The sequence below is a fragment of the Pseudarthrobacter sp. TE3704 genome, from assembly GCF_056279405.1.
The window spans coordinates 18,261-37,496 of sequence record NZ_JBWCCJ010000012.1 but is presented as its reverse complement, the minus strand read 5'-3'; the positions used below and the strand labels follow the sequence as shown (position 1 = coordinate 37,496).

16 protein-coding genes are annotated in these 19,236 nt (G+C 66.6%); 7 read left to right on the top strand and 9 right to left on the bottom strand.

The window, feature by feature from the left end; genetic code table 11:
• Window positions 1-125: 125 nt before the first annotated feature.
• Both ACZ9BC_RS21700 and ACZ9BC_RS21695 read right to left on the bottom strand, forming a co-directional pair.
• The gene (locus ACZ9BC_RS21700) at window positions 126-881 is read right to left on the bottom strand and encodes a cyclase family protein (RefSeq protein ID WP_476247766.1); all 756 of its coding nucleotides are present in this window, start codon (window positions 879-881) and stop codon (window positions 126-128) included.
• Window positions 878-1,372: a hypothetical protein gene (locus ACZ9BC_RS21695; RefSeq protein WP_476247765.1), complete on the bottom strand. Its 495-nt coding sequence runs from the start codon at window positions 1,370-1,372 to the stop codon at window positions 878-880. The genes ACZ9BC_RS21700 and ACZ9BC_RS21695 overlap by 4 nt, the downstream gene beginning before the upstream one ends.
• Window positions 1,373-1,427: 55 nt before the next feature.
• On the opposite strand from ACZ9BC_RS21695, the gene mmuM reads away from it, so the two are divergent.
• Window positions 1,428-2,399 (top strand): homocysteine S-methyltransferase, encoded by a 972-nt coding sequence (mmuM, locus tag ACZ9BC_RS21690; protein WP_476247796.1) that lies wholly within the window; start codon window positions 1,428-1,430, stop codon window positions 2,397-2,399.
• A 16-nt stretch (window positions 2,400-2,415) separates the two neighbouring features.
• On the opposite strand, the gene ACZ9BC_RS21685 is transcribed toward mmuM, so the two are convergent.
• On the bottom strand, window positions 2,416-2,967 hold the full coding sequence (locus ACZ9BC_RS21685) for a dihydrofolate reductase family protein (RefSeq protein ID WP_476247764.1): 552 nt from the start codon (window positions 2,965-2,967) through the stop codon (window positions 2,416-2,418).
• Window positions 2,968-3,193: 226 nt separating this feature from the next.
• On the opposite strand from ACZ9BC_RS21685, the gene ACZ9BC_RS21680 reads away from it, so the two are divergent.
• The gene (locus tag ACZ9BC_RS21680) at window positions 3,194-3,706 is read left to right on the top strand and encodes a hypothetical protein (protein WP_476247763.1); all 513 of its coding nucleotides are present in this window, start codon (window positions 3,194-3,196) and stop codon (window positions 3,704-3,706) included.
• A 31-nt stretch (window positions 3,707-3,737) separates the two neighbouring features.
• Here ACZ9BC_RS21680 and ACZ9BC_RS21675 read toward each other — a convergent pair whose 3' ends face one another.
• The 4 genes from ACZ9BC_RS21675 to ACZ9BC_RS21660 form a co-directional block, all read right to left on the bottom strand.
• Window positions 3,738-4,646, bottom strand: coding sequence for a GGDEF domain-containing response regulator (locus tag ACZ9BC_RS21675; RefSeq protein WP_476247762.1), 909 nt, complete (start codon window positions 4,644-4,646; stop codon window positions 3,738-3,740).
• On the bottom strand, window positions 4,643-7,672 hold the full coding sequence (locus tag ACZ9BC_RS21670; RefSeq protein ID WP_476247761.1) for a hybrid sensor histidine kinase/response regulator: 3,030 nt from the start codon (window positions 7,670-7,672) through the stop codon (window positions 4,643-4,645). Before ACZ9BC_RS21670 ends, ACZ9BC_RS21675 begins: the two co-directional genes overlap by 4 nt.
• Before the next feature lie 141 nt (window positions 7,673-7,813).
• Window positions 7,814-10,015 carry a sensor domain-containing protein gene (locus ACZ9BC_RS21665; RefSeq protein ID WP_476247760.1) on the bottom strand — a complete coding sequence of 734 codons (2,202 nt, stop codon included), beginning with the start codon at window positions 10,013-10,015 and terminating at the stop codon, window positions 7,814-7,816.
• Between the two features lie 174 nt (window positions 10,016-10,189).
• Window positions 10,190-10,459, bottom strand: coding sequence for a GlsB/YeaQ/YmgE family stress response membrane protein (locus tag ACZ9BC_RS21660; RefSeq protein ID WP_079595779.1), 270 nt, complete (start codon window positions 10,457-10,459; stop codon window positions 10,190-10,192).
• Between the two features lie 209 nt (window positions 10,460-10,668).
• On the opposite strand from ACZ9BC_RS21660, the gene ACZ9BC_RS21655 reads away from it, so the two are divergent.
• Window positions 10,669-11,535 carry an HAD hydrolase family protein gene (locus ACZ9BC_RS21655; RefSeq protein WP_476247759.1) on the top strand — a complete coding sequence of 289 codons (867 nt, stop codon included), beginning with the start codon at window positions 10,669-10,671 and terminating at the stop codon, window positions 11,533-11,535.
• Window positions 11,536-11,545: 10 nt separating this feature from the next.
• Here the strand turns inward: ACZ9BC_RS21655 and ACZ9BC_RS21650 are convergent, their stop codons facing one another.
• Window positions 11,546-12,919, bottom strand: a complete 1,374-nt coding sequence (locus ACZ9BC_RS21650; RefSeq protein ID WP_476247758.1) for a UDP-glucose dehydrogenase family protein — start codon at window positions 12,917-12,919, stop codon at window positions 11,546-11,548.
• Entirely contained in the window at window positions 12,916-14,073 is a 1,158-nt protein-coding gene (locus ACZ9BC_RS21645; protein ID WP_476247757.1) for a glycosyltransferase family 4 protein, read from the bottom strand. The genes ACZ9BC_RS21650 and ACZ9BC_RS21645 overlap by 4 nt, the downstream gene beginning before the upstream one ends.
• Before the next feature lie 280 nt (window positions 14,074-14,353).
• Here ACZ9BC_RS21645 and ACZ9BC_RS21640 point away from each other — a divergent pair, with 280 nt between their 5' ends.
• Genes ACZ9BC_RS21640 through rhaS form a run of 4 tightly spaced genes read left to right on the top strand, consistent with a single transcriptional unit; the run spans window position 14,354 to window position 19,142 of the window.
• Entirely contained in the window at window positions 14,354-15,904 is a 1,551-nt protein-coding gene (locus ACZ9BC_RS21640; protein ID WP_476247756.1) for a sugar ABC transporter ATP-binding protein, read from the top strand.
• On the top strand, window positions 15,901-16,944 hold the full coding sequence (locus ACZ9BC_RS21635; protein ID WP_476247755.1) for an ABC transporter permease: 1,044 nt from the start codon (window positions 15,901-15,903) through the stop codon (window positions 16,942-16,944). Before ACZ9BC_RS21640 ends, ACZ9BC_RS21635 begins: the two co-directional genes overlap by 4 nt.
• The gene (locus ACZ9BC_RS21630) at window positions 16,937-18,094 is read left to right on the top strand and encodes an ABC transporter permease (RefSeq protein WP_476247754.1); all 1,158 of its coding nucleotides are present in this window, start codon (window positions 16,937-16,939) and stop codon (window positions 18,092-18,094) included. The genes ACZ9BC_RS21635 and ACZ9BC_RS21630 overlap by 8 nt, the downstream gene beginning before the upstream one ends.
• A complete protein-coding gene (gene rhaS, locus ACZ9BC_RS21625) occupies window positions 18,084-19,142 on the top strand; it encodes a rhamnose ABC transporter substrate-binding protein (protein ID WP_476247753.1) in 1,059 nt (352 codons plus the stop codon). The genes ACZ9BC_RS21630 and rhaS overlap by 11 nt, the downstream gene beginning before the upstream one ends.
• The last annotated feature ends 94 nt before the right edge of the window (window positions 19,143-19,236 follow it).

Genomic DNA, 19,236 nt, shown 5'->3' with positions numbered 1-19,236 from the left:
GCGTCGGAATCGCCGGAATGCTGCCAGGACGCCGGAATGTTCCGGCGACCTCGCAGTGTTCCGGCGACTTCGGCGCGGTGATGCGGCTTCGGTGGAGCGGAAACGGGACGGCCCGGCAGCCACGTTCAGCAGATGGCGAATACCCGCGCCGGAAAGCCGCTGCCGCCCTGCGGTTTGGCCCATGTGGCGACGACGGCGGCGCCCGCCTCGGGCAGCCCGTCGAGGTTGGCCAGCAGCTCAATTTGCCAGCAGTCCTGCTCCAGGACGTAGGTTTCCAGGCTGAAATCCTGGCGGGAGGTGGCGAGGCCCGGGTCCGTGTCGGTTTGCTCGTGGCCCACTGCCGCAACGGACCGCTCGTTGATCAGGAAGGACAGTACCTCGAGGGACCAGCCGGGCGTGTGGCTCAACCCGTCGCTGTCCCGGTTGGCCATGGCCGCGGCGTCAGGCCAGCGGCGGCTCCATCCGGTGCGCAAGGCTACGAAGGCGCCCGAGGGGATGGCGCCGTTGCGGCTTTCCCAGTCCCGCACGTCCTGCAGTGTGGGGGTGGCATCAGGATTGCCGGCCACCCGTGAGGTGATGTCCAGGACCACCAGCGGAAGGATCATTTCCTTCACCGGGATCTCGTCGAGGGTCCTGCCGCCGCGAATGAAATGCGACGGCGGGTCCACGTGGGTTCCCCACTGGCCCACAATCGAATAGCGGTGGACGGTGAACCCGTCGCCCCGCTCCATGTCGAAGAGGGCTTCCCGCTCCTCATCAGGGAACGCGGCGAAACGGGGCTGGCCCGGGTGGAAAGCATGCGTCAGGTCCACGAACCGCCTGCCTGCGAGGACGGACTGCAGGCCTTCCCACAAGGATGCGGTGATGGTGGTTTCCGTCATGATGCTGCACTTCCTTCGGTGGTCGGTGCCAGTGCCGTGCTGGAGACGCTAATGGGTCCGGTGAGTTCAATCACCGGGACCTCCCACGGGTGGATGTCCACAATCTGACGCATAAAGCGCTCGACGGCGGCGTCTTCCAGGGAAGCGTCAAAGTACGTGGTGAAAACGAAGGTGGGGGACAGGGTCTGCTCGCCGACACGTCCCAGGGTGGGGTTGGCGCCCTCCGCGGTGGTGAAGCCCTCGAAGCCAAGTCCCGACTCAAACACGTGCTTGTAGTTGCCGAAGTCGCCCAGCTCCCGGAACTGCGTCAGGGCCTGGAGCAGATGGGCGATGCCCGGATCATCCCGGAAGGCACTCGCTTTCCCCTTGGCCAGCTGCGCAAAGGTGGTGCCGCTGATGGGCCAGTGCACGCGCAGCTTGCGTACCGGATGCAGTTGAACGTCCAAGAACCTGTCCTCTTTCCTCCCGCCGGGCTGACGGATGCCTGCCATCGTGACAGAAAGAAATAATCATTACAAGCATATGAAAATGCGTATTATGACTACTATGCCTTCAACCGCGCCGTTGTCCTCCTTGCTGCAATCCGGGGAGCACCTTCCCGCCGATGGCGCCCTGGCCACCGAACTTGAGTCTCGCGGCTGCAGTTTGGACGATCCCTTGTGGTCAGCGAAGGTCCTGCTGGAACAGCCCCACCTAATCAAGGACGTCCACCGCGACTACTTCGCGGCGGGCGCCAGGATTGCCACCACCGCCAGCTACCAGGCCACGCCCCAGGGGTTTGCACAGCGGGGGCTGGGAGACCAAGAGGCCTTGGAGCTCGTGGCGTTGTCCGTACGGCTGGCAGACGAGGCCCGCCGCGAACACCTGGCGGTCAATCCTGACGCCGGGCCCTTGCTGGTGGCCGGATCTGTTGGCCCCTACGGCGCATACCTGGCGGACGGCTCTGAATACAGGGGCGACTACGTCCTGACGCCGGCGGAGTTCCGGGACTTCCACCGCCCCCGGATCGCGGCGCTCGTGGAAGCCGGTGCGGACTTCCTCGCGTGTGAAACACTCCCGTCCTACGCCGAAGCCCAGGCGCTGCTGGCACTGACGCAGGAATACGACGTCGAATCCTGGTTCTCCTTCTCGCTGCGGGATGGCGCACACATCAGCGACGGAACGCCCCTGGCGGCCGTGGCTGAACTCTTTGACGCGCAGCCGCAGGTTGCGGCGGTCGGCGTGAACTGCGTGCCGCTCCACCTGGTCACCCCTGCACTCACAGCGCTGCGCGGGGCAACCGACAAACCCCTTGTCGCCTACCCGAACTCCGGCGAAACCTACGACGCCGGTACCAAGACCTGGAGCCCTGCCACACCGTCCGGGAGCGCGGCCTGGGAGGGGAATCCGGCCACCCTCGCCGAGGGCGCCGCAACCTGGCAGGCCCTTGGCGCCCGCATCATCGGCGGCTGCTGCCGGACCACCCCCGGCGACATCTCCGCCGTCGAACGCGTTCTTACCTCAGCCCGCCAGGCGTAGTCGCGGCCGGGCGGTCCTAGCCTTCCAGCCGACTGTAGGTGCTGATGACGTTGCCCTTGCTGGTGCTCCGCTGGTCCTGAAGCACCAGCCGGGTGGTCGGGTCACCGTCCTCGAACAGGCGGCGCCCGGTGCCGGCCACCACGGGGTGGGTCATCAGGGTGAGCGAGTCCAGGAGCCCGGCGAACAGCAGCTGGCGGGTCACGGAGATGCTGCCGCACACGGCGATCTCGCCGCCGTCGCGCTCCTTCAGCTTCGCCACGAACTCCTCCAGCGGGGCGTCCATCAGGCGCGAGTTCTGCCAGTCCAGCGGCCCGGTGAGCGTCCGGGAGGCCACATACTTTTCCACCGGGTTGATGAAGGCGGCGAAGTCCTCGTCCACGGACGCGTTCGGCCAGTAGCCTGCCCACTCCTGGTAGCTCACGCGCCCCAGCACCACGGTGTCCACTGTTTCCATCATCTTGGTGAGGCCTTCGCCCAGTTCGTCGTCGAAGCTGTCGAACTGGAACTTGTAGGGGTCCGACACCACGCCGTCAACGGAATGGAACAGGCCTGCGGTCACTTTGCGCATTCAAAAACCTCCAGAAATCGAGTGGACAAAACCAACCGTAACGGGGCGTCCGGACGGGCGGAAGACGCGCCGAAAAATGCACGACGGCGGCGCGTTCAGTTAGCTTCATCACTCGCGGTGGCGTCTTGCAGAGTTTTCGTGATAACCGGCTTCATACTGGTGTTGATGCGGCCACTTTCGGCAGCCGCCGGTGTTCGGCCATTTTGCGCCAGGCAGGAGGAAGTGCATGGAAACCCTGAAAAAGATCGTGAGCAACCAGTATTTTCCCGCCGGCGCCGTCCTCACGGCGGTGATCCTTTTTTGGGCCGTGGGAATGCTGGGAGGGCTGTCCCTCCTGCACAACAACCAGCCGCCACTGACCACTCTGACCTGGATGTTGTTCGTTTACATGGCCGCCGTCCTCACCCCGATCGCGGGCCTGATGGCCGCCGTCGACCTTTACCGTCGCTGGCGCCGCAACCGCGCCGCAGCCGAAAGCGCTGCGGCCGAAAACGCCGCGGCCGAAACAAGTCCGGCAGCTTCAACCGCCAGCACGGAGGCCATCCTGGTCGGCAGCCAGCGGGCGGAAGCGCAGGTCCCTGCCGAGGCGGCCGGGCCGCACGCCCAGCAGCAGCCCGTCGCAGAGCAGCCCGCGCGGCAGCCGCCGGTTCAGAATAAGCCCGCGCAGCAGTCGCCGGTTCAGAATAAGCCGGCCCCGAAGAAGCCCATCCAGAAGAAGCAAGGCAAAAAGGCCGCCTGACCCGCCGCCAACCCGGCCTGCGGACCTGCGGCTACCCGGCCACCTCAACCCGGTTCCGGCCGGCCGCCTTCGCCGCATAGAGGGCGGCGTCTGCCTCACCCAGCAGCGTGTCGGCGTCGGCGGGGTGCTGTGCCGAGAAAGTGGAGATTCCCGCGCTGAGCCGCAGCTGGCCGGACGGGTCGCCCACATGGGGGATTCCCAGCTCCCGCACGGCAGCCAGCGTCCGTTCCATCAAAGCCTTCGCCCCGGGCAGGCCTTGTTTGGGCAGCACCAGCAGGAACTCCTCGCCCCCGTACCGGTAAACGCCGTCGCTCTTCCGTGCGTGGCGTGCCAGCGCGGCTGCCACGGCCCGCAATGCAAGGTCCCCCGCCTGGTGGCCATAAATGTCGTTGTAGGCCTTGAAGTTGTCCACGTCGCACATGGCCAGGCTGTATTCCTCGCCGTAGCGGGCGCTGCGGGCGTGCAGCTGCTCCAGGTCCTCGGCGAGTTTCAGCCGGTTGTGCAGCCCGGTCAGGGGATCAGTCCGCGCCTGCTGCGAGAGCACCTTCCGGTAGTGGGCCAGGTCCGCGTGCAGGGTGGTGATCCGCAGGGCCACCAGGAGCCGGGCCCGCAGCACGAACGGGTCAAGCGGCTTGGTCACGTAGTCGTCCGCGCCGGCCTCGAGGCCCGCCAGCACATCGTCCCGGGACCCCTGCGAGGTCAGCAGCACAATGTAAGTGTAAAGGTCCGTCTCCCGCGCCCGGATGGCCCGGCACAGCGCCAACCCGTCCATGCCGGGCATCATCCAGTCGGTGACCACCACGTCCGGCTGGTGTTCCAGGAACAGGGCCCAAGCCTCGTCACCGTCCGCGGCCGCCAGGCAGTCGTGTCCCGAGCGTTCGACGGCGGCTCTGGCCACCAGCAGCGAGCCCGGGTCGTCATCGGCCACCAGCACTTTCACTTCGGCACCTCCAGCGTGATCTCCAGTTCGGTGTCCACCTGCAGCAGTTCCGCTTCCAGCCGGGCGAGAAGATCCGTGGCGCCGCCGCTTGTTCCGCTGCGGCCCACGCCTTCCAGCTCCGCACAGGTGGCGGCGACGGCGCTGGCGCCGATGTTGGCTGCGGATCCTTTCAGGGCGTGGGCGGCCTGCACCAGTGCCGGCCCGCCGCCGCCGTCGTCAACCGCTCTGCGGATCGCCGCGATGCGTCCCGGCGCGTCCTTGCGGAATGCTTCCGCCGCCGCCCGCAGCAGCCCGTCGCCGGGCCCAAGCTCCCGCAGCATGGCGAGCCGGTCCTGGTCGAGCGCCGGGCGGCTGCTCCCCGCGGTTGCCGGGCGCCCGCCCGTCACGGCCAGCGGCTGGGGGACCTGCTCCGGAACCCAGCGCGTCAGTGCCGCCTGCAGCGCTGCGGCATCCACCGGTTTGGCCAGGTAATCGTCCATGCCTGCTGCCAGGCAGCGTTCCCTGTCCCCGTCAAGTGCGCCTGCGGTCATGGCGATGATCGGCAGCCGGTAACCCAGCTCCCGGCCCCGGATCACCCGGGTGGCCTCAAAGCCGTCCATCACGGGCATGTGGCAGTCCATCAGGACGGCGGCATAACGGGTGGCATCGGTGGCGGCAACGGCTTCGGCGCCGTTGGCCACCACGTCCACCGCATACCCGAACTTGCTGACCGTTGCCTTGGCCACCAGCTGGTTCACTTCGTTGTCCTCCACCACCAGGATGCGTCCACGGGCGGGTCCGTTCATCGGGTCGGCGACCCGGGCAAGGTGGCTGGCCCCGCCTGCCGGGAGCGCAGGGTCCCGGGTGGACATCAGGCGGACCAGGCGGTTGTAGAACTCGGAACTGCGGACCGGCTTCATCAGCCACTCGCGCACCCCTGCACCCGCTATCTCCGCCGGGTCCACCTGCATCGTGGAGGTCAGCATGATGAGCTCGATCCCCGCCAGCCCGCCGTCGGCCTTCATCTGCCGGGCCAGCTCCAGACCGTCGGTGTCCGGCATGCAGAAGTCCAGCACGGCCAGGTGGAACGGTTTTCCGGCCGCGTTCGCCTCCCGCGCCCTGGCCAGCGCCGAACCGGCATCCGGCACGGCTTCGGGCTGCATCCGCCAGCCCCGCAGCTGGGATTCGAGCACCAGCCGGTTGGTGGCGTTATCGTCCACCACCAGCACCCGCAGGCCGTTGAGGAAACCCGCGGCGGGCACGGGGTCCGTGGACGGCGGAGCCACCGGCAGCGGCAGCCGGAACCAGAACGTGCTGCCCTCTCCCGGCACGCTCTGCAGGCCCACCTCGCCGTCCATCGCTTCCGTCAGCCGGCGCGAGATAGCCAGGCCCAGGCCGGTCCCGCCGTAGCGGCGCGTGGTGGAGGCATCCGCCTGGGAGAAGGACTGAAAAAGCTTCGGGTGGTGGGCGGGGTCGATGCCGATGCCGGTATCCCGCACCTCGAAGTACACAGCGGCGGTGCTGCCGGGACCCGCGCCGGGGTTCTCCGTCGTCACCCGGATGGCAACTTCGCCGGATGCGGTGAACTTCACCGCGTTGGAGGCAAGGTTCAGCAGGATCTGCCGGATCCGGCCGGAGTCGCCCTGCAGCCGCGCCGGGACCTCCGGCTCGCAGTAGGCGATCAGCTCCAGGTTCTTTGCCAGCGCCGGTTCGGCAAGCAGCCCCGCCACTTCCTCCACCAGGACGCGCGGATCGAAGGGGCGGATATCCAGGTCCACCTTGCCGGCCTCCAGCTTGGAGAAGTCCAGGATGTCGTTGATGAGTGCCAGCAGCGCCTCGCCCGCGCCCTTGACGCCCTGGGCGTACTGCTTCTGCGTCTCATTCAGAGGGGTTTCCAGCAGCAGGGCCGTCAGGCCCACCACGCCGTTCATGGGAGTGCGGATCTCGTGGCTCATGGTGGCCAGGAACTCGGACTTGAGCCGGCTTGCCTCCAGGGCCGCTTCCCGGGCGGCCTCCAACTCCCGGGTGCGGACCGCCACTTCCTCCTCGAGGCCGCTGGTGAGCCGGATGTTCTCGAAGACGATCAGTACCTGCCGGATCAATACGCACACCAGTACCGCGGCCCCCACACCCAGCAGGAACGGTTCCAGCTCCTCAAGATGCGGCCCGGCGAACATGATCACCGCAACCAGCAGCGGCGCGTAGGGCAGCAGCTCCAGCGCCAGCGTGTAACCCTGCCGGTCCGGCCCGGCGCTCTCCACGGACGGTGCCAGGGGCGACAAGGCGATGAGGAGGAAGGCGATGATCCAACCGAGGGCGAGCGGCGAACCCGTGGCGCCCGTGACGCCGTCGAACGTCATCCTCACGTAGATGCTGTCCGTGACGGCGAGGACCAGCAGGCCGCCGCCGAAACACAGCCACGGAAGTCGCTCACCCGGCTGGCGCCGCATGGCAAGGACCAGCACCAGGGACGTGATGATCGCGTCCACCACCGGGTAGGCCATCCCGGTGAGGCGGGCCAGCGGGTCACCCACTGAACTGAACGCGGGCCCCAGCGCCGTGTACCAGCTGACCACCAGCACCGAGCCGGCGATGACCGCTGCGTCCATCACCGCCCGGTACAGCGCCACCGGGCTTCCGGCGCGCCTCTTGAAGGAAAAGAGCGCGGCGACGGCGGGCACCGAGTACGCGATGAACCCGGCGTCCGCAAGCGACGGGAAGGGATAGACGTGGCTGTAGGCGAGGCCATAGTAGGTATAAAGGGCCATGCCCGCGGCCCACACGAAGGCAGCCACGGACATGAACATCCAGGCCCTGGCGTTGACTCCGCCACGCGCGGCAGCACGGGCACAACTTGTCCCGGCCAGCAGGGAAGCCGCGAGGATGAGGACATCCCCCGTCACCAGTGCTGGGGGAGTGCCGCTGTTGGCTGCGAAATACAGGACAAGCGCGGCCAGCGCCACGGCAGTCAGCAAAGCCGGCAACCCCAGCCGGACCCCCCTGTTACCGATGGCAGGCCGGTGCTCGAAAAGACCGGTGCGAGACACGAAGGTCCCCTTCCCTCCAGCTGCGCCCAGAACCCCCAAACCTGAGACCGGAGCCCGCCCGAGACCTGGGCGGAGACGCACCCCCCATGATATCCCTCACACCCCTCGGCGGGGGTGGCCGGCAGGCGCCCGTATGCCCCGCTACCGCGCCTTGAGGGCGTTCAGGGCTTCCTCGGCATGGTGCAGGGCGTGTTCCAGCCTTTCGCCCGGCTCGGGAAGGGAGAAAAGGTATCCCTGCAGGGAATCGCAATCCAGTGCCGTGAGGTAGTCCGCCTGGGCGGCCGTTTCGATGCCTTCTGCGATGACTGCAAGGCCCAGGCTCTGGGCCATGTTGATCATGGAGCTGAGGATGGGCAGCCGCTCGGTGCCGGTACGCACCATGGAAACGAAGGTTTTGTCGATTTTTACGGTATCCACGGGCAGGTCCTGCAGCCTGCCCAGCGAGGAATAGCCGGTGCCGAAGTCATCCAGGGCTACCCGGGCTCCGGCGTCCCGCAACGTGCTGAGCTGCTTGATCAGGCTGCAGTCGGCATCAAAAAATACGCTCTCGGTGACTTCCAGGACCAGCTGGAAGGGCGCCACCCCGGCCGCTTCCGCCAGGCGCAGGACAGTGTCTGCAAAGTCCCGCTCCTGCAGCTGCACACCGGAGACGTTCACGGCGAGGGACCGCGACGGATCCTCGCTCAGCCAGCCTGCCAGCTGGACCATGCCGGCTGCCATGACTTCCGACCCGATTTCGCTGATCAGGCCGGTCCGCTCAGCGAGCGGGATGAAGACCGACGGCGGCACCCGCTCGCCGCCGCGGTCCCACCGTGCCAGCGCCTCGAACATGACCACCTGGCCCATGCGGTGCGAAACGATGGGCTGATAGTCCACGGTGATCTCGCCATTCGCCACAGCCTGCTGCAGCCCGCTTTCCATATCGGTCCTTTTCACCAAAGCTGTCATCATGTCGGGGTGGAACCGGAGGAAGCGGTTCTTGCCCGCCGCCTTTGCCGCATACATGGCGATGTCCGCCTGGCGCAGGAGTTCGGACGGGCCCACGCTGTCCTGGCCGAGCGACGCGAGCCCCAGGCTCAGGCTGGGCCGCAGCACGGTGCCGCTGATGGTCACGGGAACGTGGAGGCAGCGGACAATGCAGGCGGCGATCTCGTCGGCGTCGGGGCAGGCCGTCAGCAGGACCACAAATTCGTCACCGCCGAGCCTGGCCACAACATCTGCCGTGGGGACGCAGCCCCGAAGCCGGCGGGCAACCTCGATCAGCATGTCGTCGCCGGCCTGGTGGCCAAGGATGTCATTGACCTCCTTGAAGTCGTCCAGGTCCAGCAGCAGCACGTCCACCGCCTTCAGCCGCGGCTCCTGCAGGGCCTCGGCCAGCCCGTCATTAAACACGGCCCTGTTGGCCAGCCCGGTCAGCGGATCCTGGAACGCCATGGCCCGGAGTTTCTCTGCCTGGGCAGCCAGGTCAAGCATTGCCTGATGGGCCTGCTCCTGGGCTTTACGGCGCGGAGTCACGTCCCGGAAGCTCCAGACCCGGCCCACGATGTTGTCTCCCACCCGCTGCGGCCGCGAGTAGCGCTCGAAGGTGCGTCCGTCCTTGAATTCCAGGACGTCGTGGCTCTCTGCCGCAGGATCGTCCTCCACTTCGGTGAGCCGGGCTATGAACGCCACGGGGTCCGCCACCTGGGCGAGGATGAGCCTCATCACGGGTTCTTCGCTGTCGCCGTCCAATAACTCCGGCGGGATGTTCCACATGGTGAGGAACTGGTCGTTGAAACCTGCAACGTGTCCGTCTGTGCTCATCACCAGGATGCCGTCCGCCGTGGATTCCAGCGTGGCCGTCAGCAGGGACATGGCCTCCCGCAGGTCGGCGTCCGCGGCCTGGCGGTGTGAAGTACCCCGGACGGACAGGAGCATCCGCGCGCCGGCCGGAACGCCGTCGTGGTGGCGTGTCTGTCCTCGCGGCGATCGCGGCGGGACTGAACCATGCACTGCGTCCTGCGCCCCATCGGGCGGCAGGAGCGAGCCTGCCACTTCCGCGGAGAATTCGGTGCCGTCGCTGTTTAAACCGTTAATCTCCCGGGGCGGCGGATATTCGCCGGGGCTGGCCACGAGTTGGCGGATGAGCTGGTCCACTTCGTCCTCGAAGCCGGGAGCCAGGAGCGTCCGGTAGTTGCGGCCTGCCAGTTCTTCCCGCGGTAACCCGAAGAGCCTCGCTGCCGCGGCGTTGGCAACCGTGATGGTGCCGTCCGCTGCCACGGCCAGGAGGGCGTCGGGGTTGGCGTCCAGGACCGCCCCGAATGTTCGGACCGCCACCTTATTGCCGTGGCTGGAATCAGCCATTACACCACCCCCCTCGCACATCATAAACGCGAACGCGGAAATTTAGCGGTGCGGGAAGGAGTCGGTTTCCAGGGAATTGCCCGGGACAGTGCCCCGCCGTTGCCAGTGGTACGCAGAAACGCCGTCCTCCCGGTGGGAGGACGGCGTTGGAGGTTGATGAAATATGAGGTGCTGTTACACCCTGCGGTGGCTGCGGTTGGTGATTGCGCCGTAGACCAGCAGTACGACGATGGAGCCGAGAATGGCCAGCAGCCACGTACGGATATCGAAGAATTCCGCCAGTCCGCCGCCAAAGATCAGCGAACCGATCCAGCCGCCCAGAATGGCGCCGACAACGCCAAGGACCATGGTTACCACCCAGCCTCCGCCCTGGCGACCCGGCAGGATTGCCTTCGCGATGGCTCCGGCGATCAGGCCCAAAATGAGAAATCCGAGAATGCCCATGTTGTCACTCCTTAATCAGTAAGTTGTGCCGGGCCCCCATTTCCGGTGTCCTAATTCAATCAGCGTGCTTACTTCTCTGCAAGGCTTTGTTTATTACAGGATGACTGTCACTTCGTCTCAAGGAATGCCGCTCATTTATCGTGCGAACCCGCATAAATGTGCGCCTTCGATAGGATTGGGTGTCCCCGCAGCAGACCAAGGAGCCCGGCATGTCCAGCCAGCAAACCGTCCGGCCACGTGCCATCTTCCTCGACATCGACGGCACGTACGCGGACCACGGGCTGGCACCTGCAGCGCACGTTGAGGCTGTCCGAACAGCACGCGCGCTCGGCCACCTGGTTTTTGTCTGCACCGGGCGGCCGCTGTCCATGGTTCCCGGCCACATCCTCGAAACGGGATTCGACGGCGTCATCACCGGGGCCGGTGCCCGCGTGGAGCTCAACGGCGAGATCCTGAAGGACACCCGCTTTGCGCCGGACCTCGCCGCCCGCCTGGTGGAAACGCTGGACGCCAATAACGCCGCCTACATATTGGAAGCACCGGAGGCGCTGCATGGCCGCACGGGGGTCGACCAGCGGCTGAGGCAAGTGCTTGGTCCTGTCTTCGCCGGCCGGCCGCGGCATGACGGAGTCCTCAGTACCGACGTCGATCCCCTCGAGGACATCCTGGGGCCCATGCAGTACAGCGACGACCTGCGTTCCGCCTCGTTCGCCAAAATTTCCTGCTTTGACTCGCCGGTGCCGCTGGCAGAACTCCTGGGCACCTTCGGCCCGGAGGTGGGCCTGATCCCGAGTTCCCTGTCGGCGCTGGGTGACCGCGCGGGCGAGATCTATATGGCCGGGACCCACAAGGCGGTGGGCATCCAGGTTGTGGAAGCCCGCCTCGGGCTGGACCGGGCGGACATCGTGGCCATCGGCGACAGCGCCAATGACATCGAAATGCTGGAGTACGCGGGAATCGGGATTGCCGTTGAAGGCGGACATCCCGACGTCCTGGCCGTCGCTGACAGGTTCACCCCCGGCCCCGCCGGCAATGGTGTGGCACTGGCCTTTGCCGAACTGGGACTCCTGGACTGATGCGCCAGGGTCAGCGGGAGGCGGCCGGTTGCACCATAGGTGCGCCAGCCGATGTGCCCAGCCCGCGCACCAGCCAGCCTTCCGCCTGCCAGGCAGCGGCGTCCAGCGCGTTGCGCGCATCCAGCACCACCCGCCGTCGGACCAGTGAAGCGGCCACTGCGGGGGAGAAGCGGCGATAGTCTTCCCACTCGGTGAGGAGCAGCACCAGTTCGGCGCCCTCGAGGGCGCGCTCGGTGGAGGCTTCGAAGCGCATCCGCGGGTAGCGCCGCCAGGCGTGGTTTACGGCCTTGGGATCGGTCACCGTCACATGCGCGCCGGCCGCCGCGAGCCGGTCTGCCACGTCCAGGGCGGGGGAGTCACGGATGTCGTCGGTGTCCGGCTTGAAGGACGCGCCGAGCACGGTGATGGAGCGGCCGGCGAGGCTGCCGCCGCAGAGCTCTGCGGCCAGTCCGACCGTCCGGGTGCGCTGTCCCAGGTTCACCGAATCCACCAGCCGCATCCAGTCCTCCACCGCTGCAACGCCATGGTCTGCGGCCTGGCTCCGGAAACTGCGGATGTCCTTGGGCAGGCAGCCGCCGCCGAAACCTAGCCCGGCGTGCAGGTACCGGCTCCCGATCCGCGGGTCCAGGCCCATCGCCTCGCTGAGTTCCGCAACGTCCGCGCCGGAGGCCTCGCATAATTCGGCCACGGCGTTAATGAAGCTGACCTTGGTGGCCAGGTACGCATTCGCCGCCGACTTGATGAGCTCCGCCGTGGCAAAGTTGCAGACAAGGCGCGGGATCCCTGCCCGGAGCAGGGGCTCGTACACGGCGTCCAGCGCGGCCGTGACCCCAAGCGGCGCTCCCGACGACGGGCCGAAGGCAGCGGCGCGCCCGCCCTCCACGCCATAGACCAGGCGGTCCGGCACCAGGGAATCCTTCACAGCTGTACCCTGCCGGAGGAATTCCGGGTTCCATCCCAGCCGCACGTCCGGGCGCGGAGACAGCACAGCGTTGAGCATCGCCACCGTGCCGACGGGCACAGTCGATTTGCCGACAACGACGGCGCCCGTGGCCAGGTGCGGGAGCAGCGATTCCGTGGCGGAGACCAGGAAGGTGAGGTCGGCGGCGTCGGACATTTTGTCCTGCGGGGTGCCTACGCAGAGGAAGTGGACCTGTGCGCCCTTGGCCTCCGCCATGTCGGTGGAGAACCGCAGCCTTCCGCTGGCCCGCCCGTCCTGGAGGAGTTCGTCCAGGCCCGGTTCGTGGAACGGGGCTACACCGCCGCCCAACTGGCCGACCTTGGCCGGATCGACGTCGATGCCCACCACGCTGTGGCCCATGGATGCCAGGGTGGCGGCGTGGACGGCGCCCAGGTAGCCACAGCCGATGACGGAAATTTTCATTGGATTGCCCCTGCCCGTGAACCCGATTCCTGTGTTGCCGGCCTGTCCGCCACCACGTCCGTATAGTGCCCCACCAACTCGGTGCACAGCGCCGGCCAGGTCCTGTTTTGAACCGACGCATGGGCAGCGGCCGCGAAGGCCCGGCGCTTGGCGTCATCGCCCATGAGGTCCAGCACCTGGGCGCGCATGCCTGCCAGGTCGCCGGGTTCGTAGAGCCAGCCCGTCCGCGAGTTTTCCACCAGGTCCAGGGGACCACCGCGGCCGGTGGCCACCACGGGCACACCCGATGCCATGGCCTCCTGGATGGTCTGGCAGAACGTTTCGAACTCGCCCGGGTGGACGAACAGGTCGAAGGACGCAACGGCGCGTGCCAGCTCGTCACCGCCTAGGAAACCGGTGAAAACGGCATCCGGCAGCGCATCTTCCAACGCTGCACGCTGGGGCCCGTCTCCCACGATCACCAGCCTTGTGTTCGGCACCCCGGCCAGGGCCGCCAGGTCCTCAACCTGCTTTTCCACGGCAAGCCTGCCCACATAGCCGATGATCCGCTGACCGCCGGGCGCCACCGCAGCGCGCCACCCGTCGTCGCGCTTTTCAGGTGAGAACCGGGCGGTGTCCACGCCGCGGCGCCACATCTGCACCCGGGGAATGCCGCGGCCGCGCAACTGGTTCAGCGCGAACGTTGAGGGCACCAGGGTGCGGGAGGCAAGCAGATGGATGTTTTCCACCCGGTTCCAGGCCCAATTCTCCAGGAACGGGACCCCGTACCGGGCGGCATAGCTGGGTACCTCTGTCTGGTAGATGGCCACCGTGGGGATACTCAGCTGGTGGGCCGCCTGGGCCGCCCGCCAGCCGAGGACGAACGGCGATGCCAGATGGACCACGTCCGGTGCGTAGTCGGCAAGGATTCGCTTGACCCGGTACACACCGCCCATCGCAACGCGAACGTTCGTGTATCCCGCCAGCGGGACGGCCGGAAGCCGGTGGATGTGTGCGCCCTTGACCTGGTCCGGTGCCTCACCGTCCTGCGTGGACGGTGCAATGACCAGGACGTCGTCGCCCCGTTCCTGCAGGTGGTCAAGCACCCGCAGGATGGAATGTGTCACCCCGTTCATCAGTGGCAGGAATGATTCAGCAACAATTGCGATCCTCACCCCTCCACGCTGGGCGCCCGGCCTGACACGGCGGGGGAGAAGGCGTTACCCCGAGGGAAAGGTTGGGTGAACAGGAAGGTCGCCGGGTGGCGCGCCGTGCGGGCCAAGGGGCCCGGGCGAAACTGCCGCCGATGCCGTCCCAGCACAGATCGATTACGAATGCCTGCGCAGGCCCCTGATTCTATTGACGGCGCTGGTGCGCGGTCTTATGATTCAAGTCACGCAGGAGTTCTGAAACGATTCATTCCAAGCTCGTAAACCTCGAAGGCGCGGTTACTATATGCAGCAAACTCCGGATGCACATGCGGTTCCCGGTTCTCAGGAACGGCCGCAGGAGGCAGTGCTTTCGCTGACCCACGCCGCCAAGACATTCGGCCCGGTGGTCGCGCTGGCGGACGGCACCATTGAAATCCGGGCCGGGGAAATCCACGCCCTTGTGGGCGAAAACGGTGCCGGCAAATCCACCCTGGTGAAGATCCTCGCCGGCCTCCACCACCCGGACTCCGGGGACTTCCGGCTCGGCGGGGAGCCGGTCCATTTCCGGAATGTGGCCGAGAGCAAGGCAGCCGGAATTTCGGTCATCTACCAGGAGCCCACGCTGTTCCCGGACCTGACGGTCGCGGAAAACATCTTCATCGGCCGGCAGCCGAAAGGGCGGTCGCGCCTCATCAGCCGCAGCGAGATGAGGCGCCAGGCGGCGGAACTGTTCAGGCGGCTGGGGGTCCCCATCGATCCGTCCCGGGTGGCAGAGGGACTCTCCATTGCCGACCAGCAGATCATTGAAATCGCAAAAGCCATTTCCCTCGATGCGAAAGTCCTGGTGATGGACGAGCCCACCGCCGCGCTCAGTGGAGTGGAAGTGGACAGGCTCTTCGCCGTGGCCCGCGCCCTGCGGGACAAGGGAACCGGCATCCTGTTCATCTCGCACCGCTTCGATGAGGTGTTTGACCTCTGCGACCGGATCACCGTTATGCGGGACGGGCGGTACATCGCCACCCACCGCACCGCCGACGTCACGGTTGAACGGATTGTCCGCGAGATGGTGGGCCGGGACATCGCCACGCTGTTTCCCAAGGCGGAGGCGGAGATCGGCCACACGGTGCTTAAGGTCGAGGGACTTAGCAGTGCCGGGGTTTTCCGTGACATCAGCTTCGAGGTCCGCGCCGGCGAAATTGTTGCCCTTGCCGGACTGGTGGGGGCAGGCCGCACCGAAGTTGCCCGCGCCGTGTTCGGGATCGATTCCTACGATTCGGGGCGGATCGAAGTGGAGGGCAAACCGTTGAAGGGCCGCGATCCGCAGGCCGCCATCGCGGCCGGCCTCGGGTTTGTCCCGGAGGACCGCCGCAAGCAGGGGCTGGTGATGAACCTGTCGGTGGCCCGCAACGTCACCCTGACGCTGCGGGAAAAATTCCTGACGGCGGGACTCATCAATGGTGCCAAAGAGCGCCGCGCCGCCCAGGAATGGAGCAAGCGCCTGCAGGTCAAAGCCGGTTCCCAGGAGCACGCCGTCTCCACCCTCTCCGGCGGGAACCAGCAAAAAGTGGTGCTCGCCAAATGGCTGGCCACGGACCCCCGGCTGCTGATCATCGACGAACCTACGCGTGGCATCGACGTCGGCACCAAGAGCGAAGTCCACCGGCTCATCTCAGACCTCGCGGTGCGGGGAATCGCCATCCTGATGATCTCGTCCGAACTGCCTGAGGTCCTGGGCATGGCGGACCGGGTCCTCGTCATGCGCGAGGGCCGCATCACAGCCCAACTGGACCGTGCTGCCGCCGATCCCGAATCCGTTATGCACGCCGCAACATCATCCACGGGAGTGACGGAATGAGCTCCACCATCGACCACCGGGAACCAGGCACGACGGCGGTGCGCGCCGGCGGAGGTGCGCTTGGCTCCGTGCTGCGGCTGCGTGAGCTTCCCGTCCTGGTTGCGCTGGCCCTGCTGGTGCTGATCACGTACCTGAACAACCCGCTGTTCCTGTCGCCGCAGGGGGTCAAGGACCTCCTGTTGAACGCGACCATCATCATGATCCTCGCGGCCGGACAAACCCTGCTCATCATCACGCGGAACATCGACCTCTCGGTGGGCTCCATGCTGGGGCTGGTCGCGTTCGGCACGGGGTCCATCTTCGCGGCGATGCCGGACCTGCCCATCCTCGCCGTCCTCGTCGCCGGGATGGCCTTCGGTGCGTTGCTCGGATCGGTCAACGGGCTGCTGGTGACCCTGGCCAAGGTACCGGCGCTGGTCATCACCCTCGGCACGCTCTACGTGTTCCGGGGCCTCAACAACGCGTGGGCCGGAGGCAAACAGTACTTCGCCGGAGACCGGCCGGAAGCCTTCGGTGCCCTGTCCGTGGACACCGTGCTCGGATTCCCCATCATCACCCTGCTGGCTATCGCGGTGGTGGTTGCCGTGGCGGTCTACATGGCCGGGACGCGCCCCGGCCGGGACCTGTACGCCATCGGCTCGGACCCCGACGCTGCCACGGTCTTCGGCATCAAGGTATCCAAGCGGGTGTTCCTGGCATTCCTGGCCAACGGCGCGCTCGCAGGCCTCGCCGGGGTGCTCTACGCCAGCCGCTTCAACTCGGTGGGGGCAACCACCGGAACCGGCATGGAACTGGACGTCGTTGCGGCGGCGGTGGTGGGCGGCGTCGCCATCTTCGGCGGCAGCGGAACCGTTGCCGGCGCCGCACTGGGTGCACTGCTCCTGACCACCATCACCAGCTCCCTCACCGCCTTGCGGGTGGACAAGTTCTGGCAGCAGGCGATTGTGGGCATCCTCATCCTCACCGCCATCATCATCGACCGCCTGGCCAGCCTTCGGACAGCGAAGAAACTGCGGATAAGCGAGGCACGCAATGTCTGAAACCACCACCCCCAGGAGCAAGCCGGCGCCGGCCGAGGCGGTCGCGGACAGCACCAAGCCGCTTGCGGACGAGCCGAAAGGCAGGACAGGCGCAGCCCGGATCCTGGCCAGCCGCGACGCCATCACCATCTACGCCCTCCTGGCGTTCCTGATCTACGCAGCCATCGCCATCCCACGGTTCGCCTCCCCGGTCACCACCGGCTTCCTGCTCCTGGATGTCATACCGGTGCTGCTCATCGCTATGCCCATGACGCTGATCATCATTACGGGCGAGATCGACCTTTCGGTGGCCAGTACCGCCGGGCTGACCAGCGCCCTGATGGGTGTCCTGTGGGCGGGCGGAATGGACATCTGGCTGGTGCTCGCCATCTGCCTGCTCGCAGGAACGGCAGCAGGCATGTTCAATGGCTTCCTGATCGCCGTCCTGGGCCTGCCGTCACTGGCAGTCACCATCGGAACCCTGGCGCTGTTCCGTGGACTCGCCCTGGTGGTGATTGGCGACAATGCCGTGGCCAACTTCCCGAAGGAACTGACCGCCTTCTTCACCTCCAAGCTGGGCGGGACGGGCATCCCGACGGTGATGATCGGCGTCGTGCTTGTCATGCTGTTTTTCGGGATCCTGCTGCACTTCACGCCCTTCGGACGTGGTCTTTACGCGATGGGTTACAGCAAGGAAGCCGCCACGTTCGTGGGCATCAAGGTGGCACGCAGCAAGTTCTGGCTGTACGTGGCCTCGGGCGTGGTTGCATCCCTGGCCGGGATCTACTGGACGCTGCGGTACACGAGCGCCCGCAGCGACAACGCCTCCGGCCTGGAACTCGCCGTGATCGCCGCCGTCCTCCTGGGCGGCGTGTCCATCTTCGGGGGCAAGGGGACCATTCCCGGCGTCATCGCCGGCGTCCTGCTGATCGGCACCCTCAACTACGCCCTGCGCCTGGGACGCGTGTCCGACGTCGTCCTGATCACCGTGACCGGACTGCTGCTCATCGCTTCCGTGGTGGCTCCCAGCATTGGGTCGGGCATCAAGGAGTGGCGGCACACCCGGCGGGTCCGCCGCAGCTTTTCCCGGGATACCGCCGGAGGCGGCACAGCCCCTCACCGCGTCCAGAAATCCGACCGCACCAAGGAGAAGGAAAACAATGATGTTTAACCGCAAAAACACCGGACTCGGCGGGCGCATGGTCCCGCTGGTCACCCTGACTGCTGCGGCAGCGCTGGCCCTGACAGGGTGCGCCGGCGGCGGGGGGACCCAGGGGGAGACCTCCGCCCCCGTCGAGGAGCAGAAGATCACGTTCATCCCCAAGCAGTTGAACAACCCGTATACGGACGTTGTCCTCGGCGGCGGCAAGAAGGGATCGGAGGAAGCAGGATTCGCGTCCTCGCAGGTGGTGGGCCCGCTTGAGGCCTCTGCCTCCAGCCAGGTGTCCTTCATCAACGCCGAAACCCAGGCGGGGACGAACGTCATCGTCATCGCCGCCAACGATCCCGACGCCGTGTGCACCGCCCTCGGCGAGGCACGGTCCGCGGGTGCCAAGATTGTGGCGTTCGACTCTGACGCGAACCCCGACTGCCGCGACGTCTTCATCAGCCAGGTTGTGGCCAAGGAGGTGGCACTCATCCAGACCAAGCTGATCGCGGAGCAGATCGGCGGATCCGGCGAAATCGCCATCCTGTCCGCCACCGCCAACGCCACCAACCAGAACGAGTGGATCAAGTTCATGGAGGAGGACCTCAACACCAACCCGGCCTACAAGGACATCAAGCTGGTGGCCAAGGTCTACGGCGATGACGACGACACCAAGTCCTTCCAGGAAGCCCAGGGCCTGCTGCAGGCCCACCCGAACCTGAAGGGCATCATCTCGCCCACCACCGTGGGCATTGCCGCCACGGCCCGCTACCTCTCCACGTCGGCCTACAAGGGCAAGGTGGCACTGACGGGCCTGGGGCTGCCCAATGAAATGCGGCCGTTCGTCAAGGACGGAACCGTATCGGAATTCGCGCTGTGGGATCCGGCCCAGCTCGGCTATGTGGCTGCGTTTGCCGGCAAGGCCCTGGTGGAAGGAAAAATCACCGGAGCCGCAGGGGACACCTTCACGGCAGGCGAACTGGGAGACCGCACGGTTGAAGAAGGCGGACTGGTCATCGTGGGCCCGCCCACCGTCTTCAACAAGGACAACATCGACCAGTACGACTTCTAGCGCCACACGGGGTCCATTCCGGGCGGGATTGCCCGGTGTGGACCCCTGTTGTTGCGTCGACTGTATTTCCGCTGAAAATTCCGAGACGGAAGGC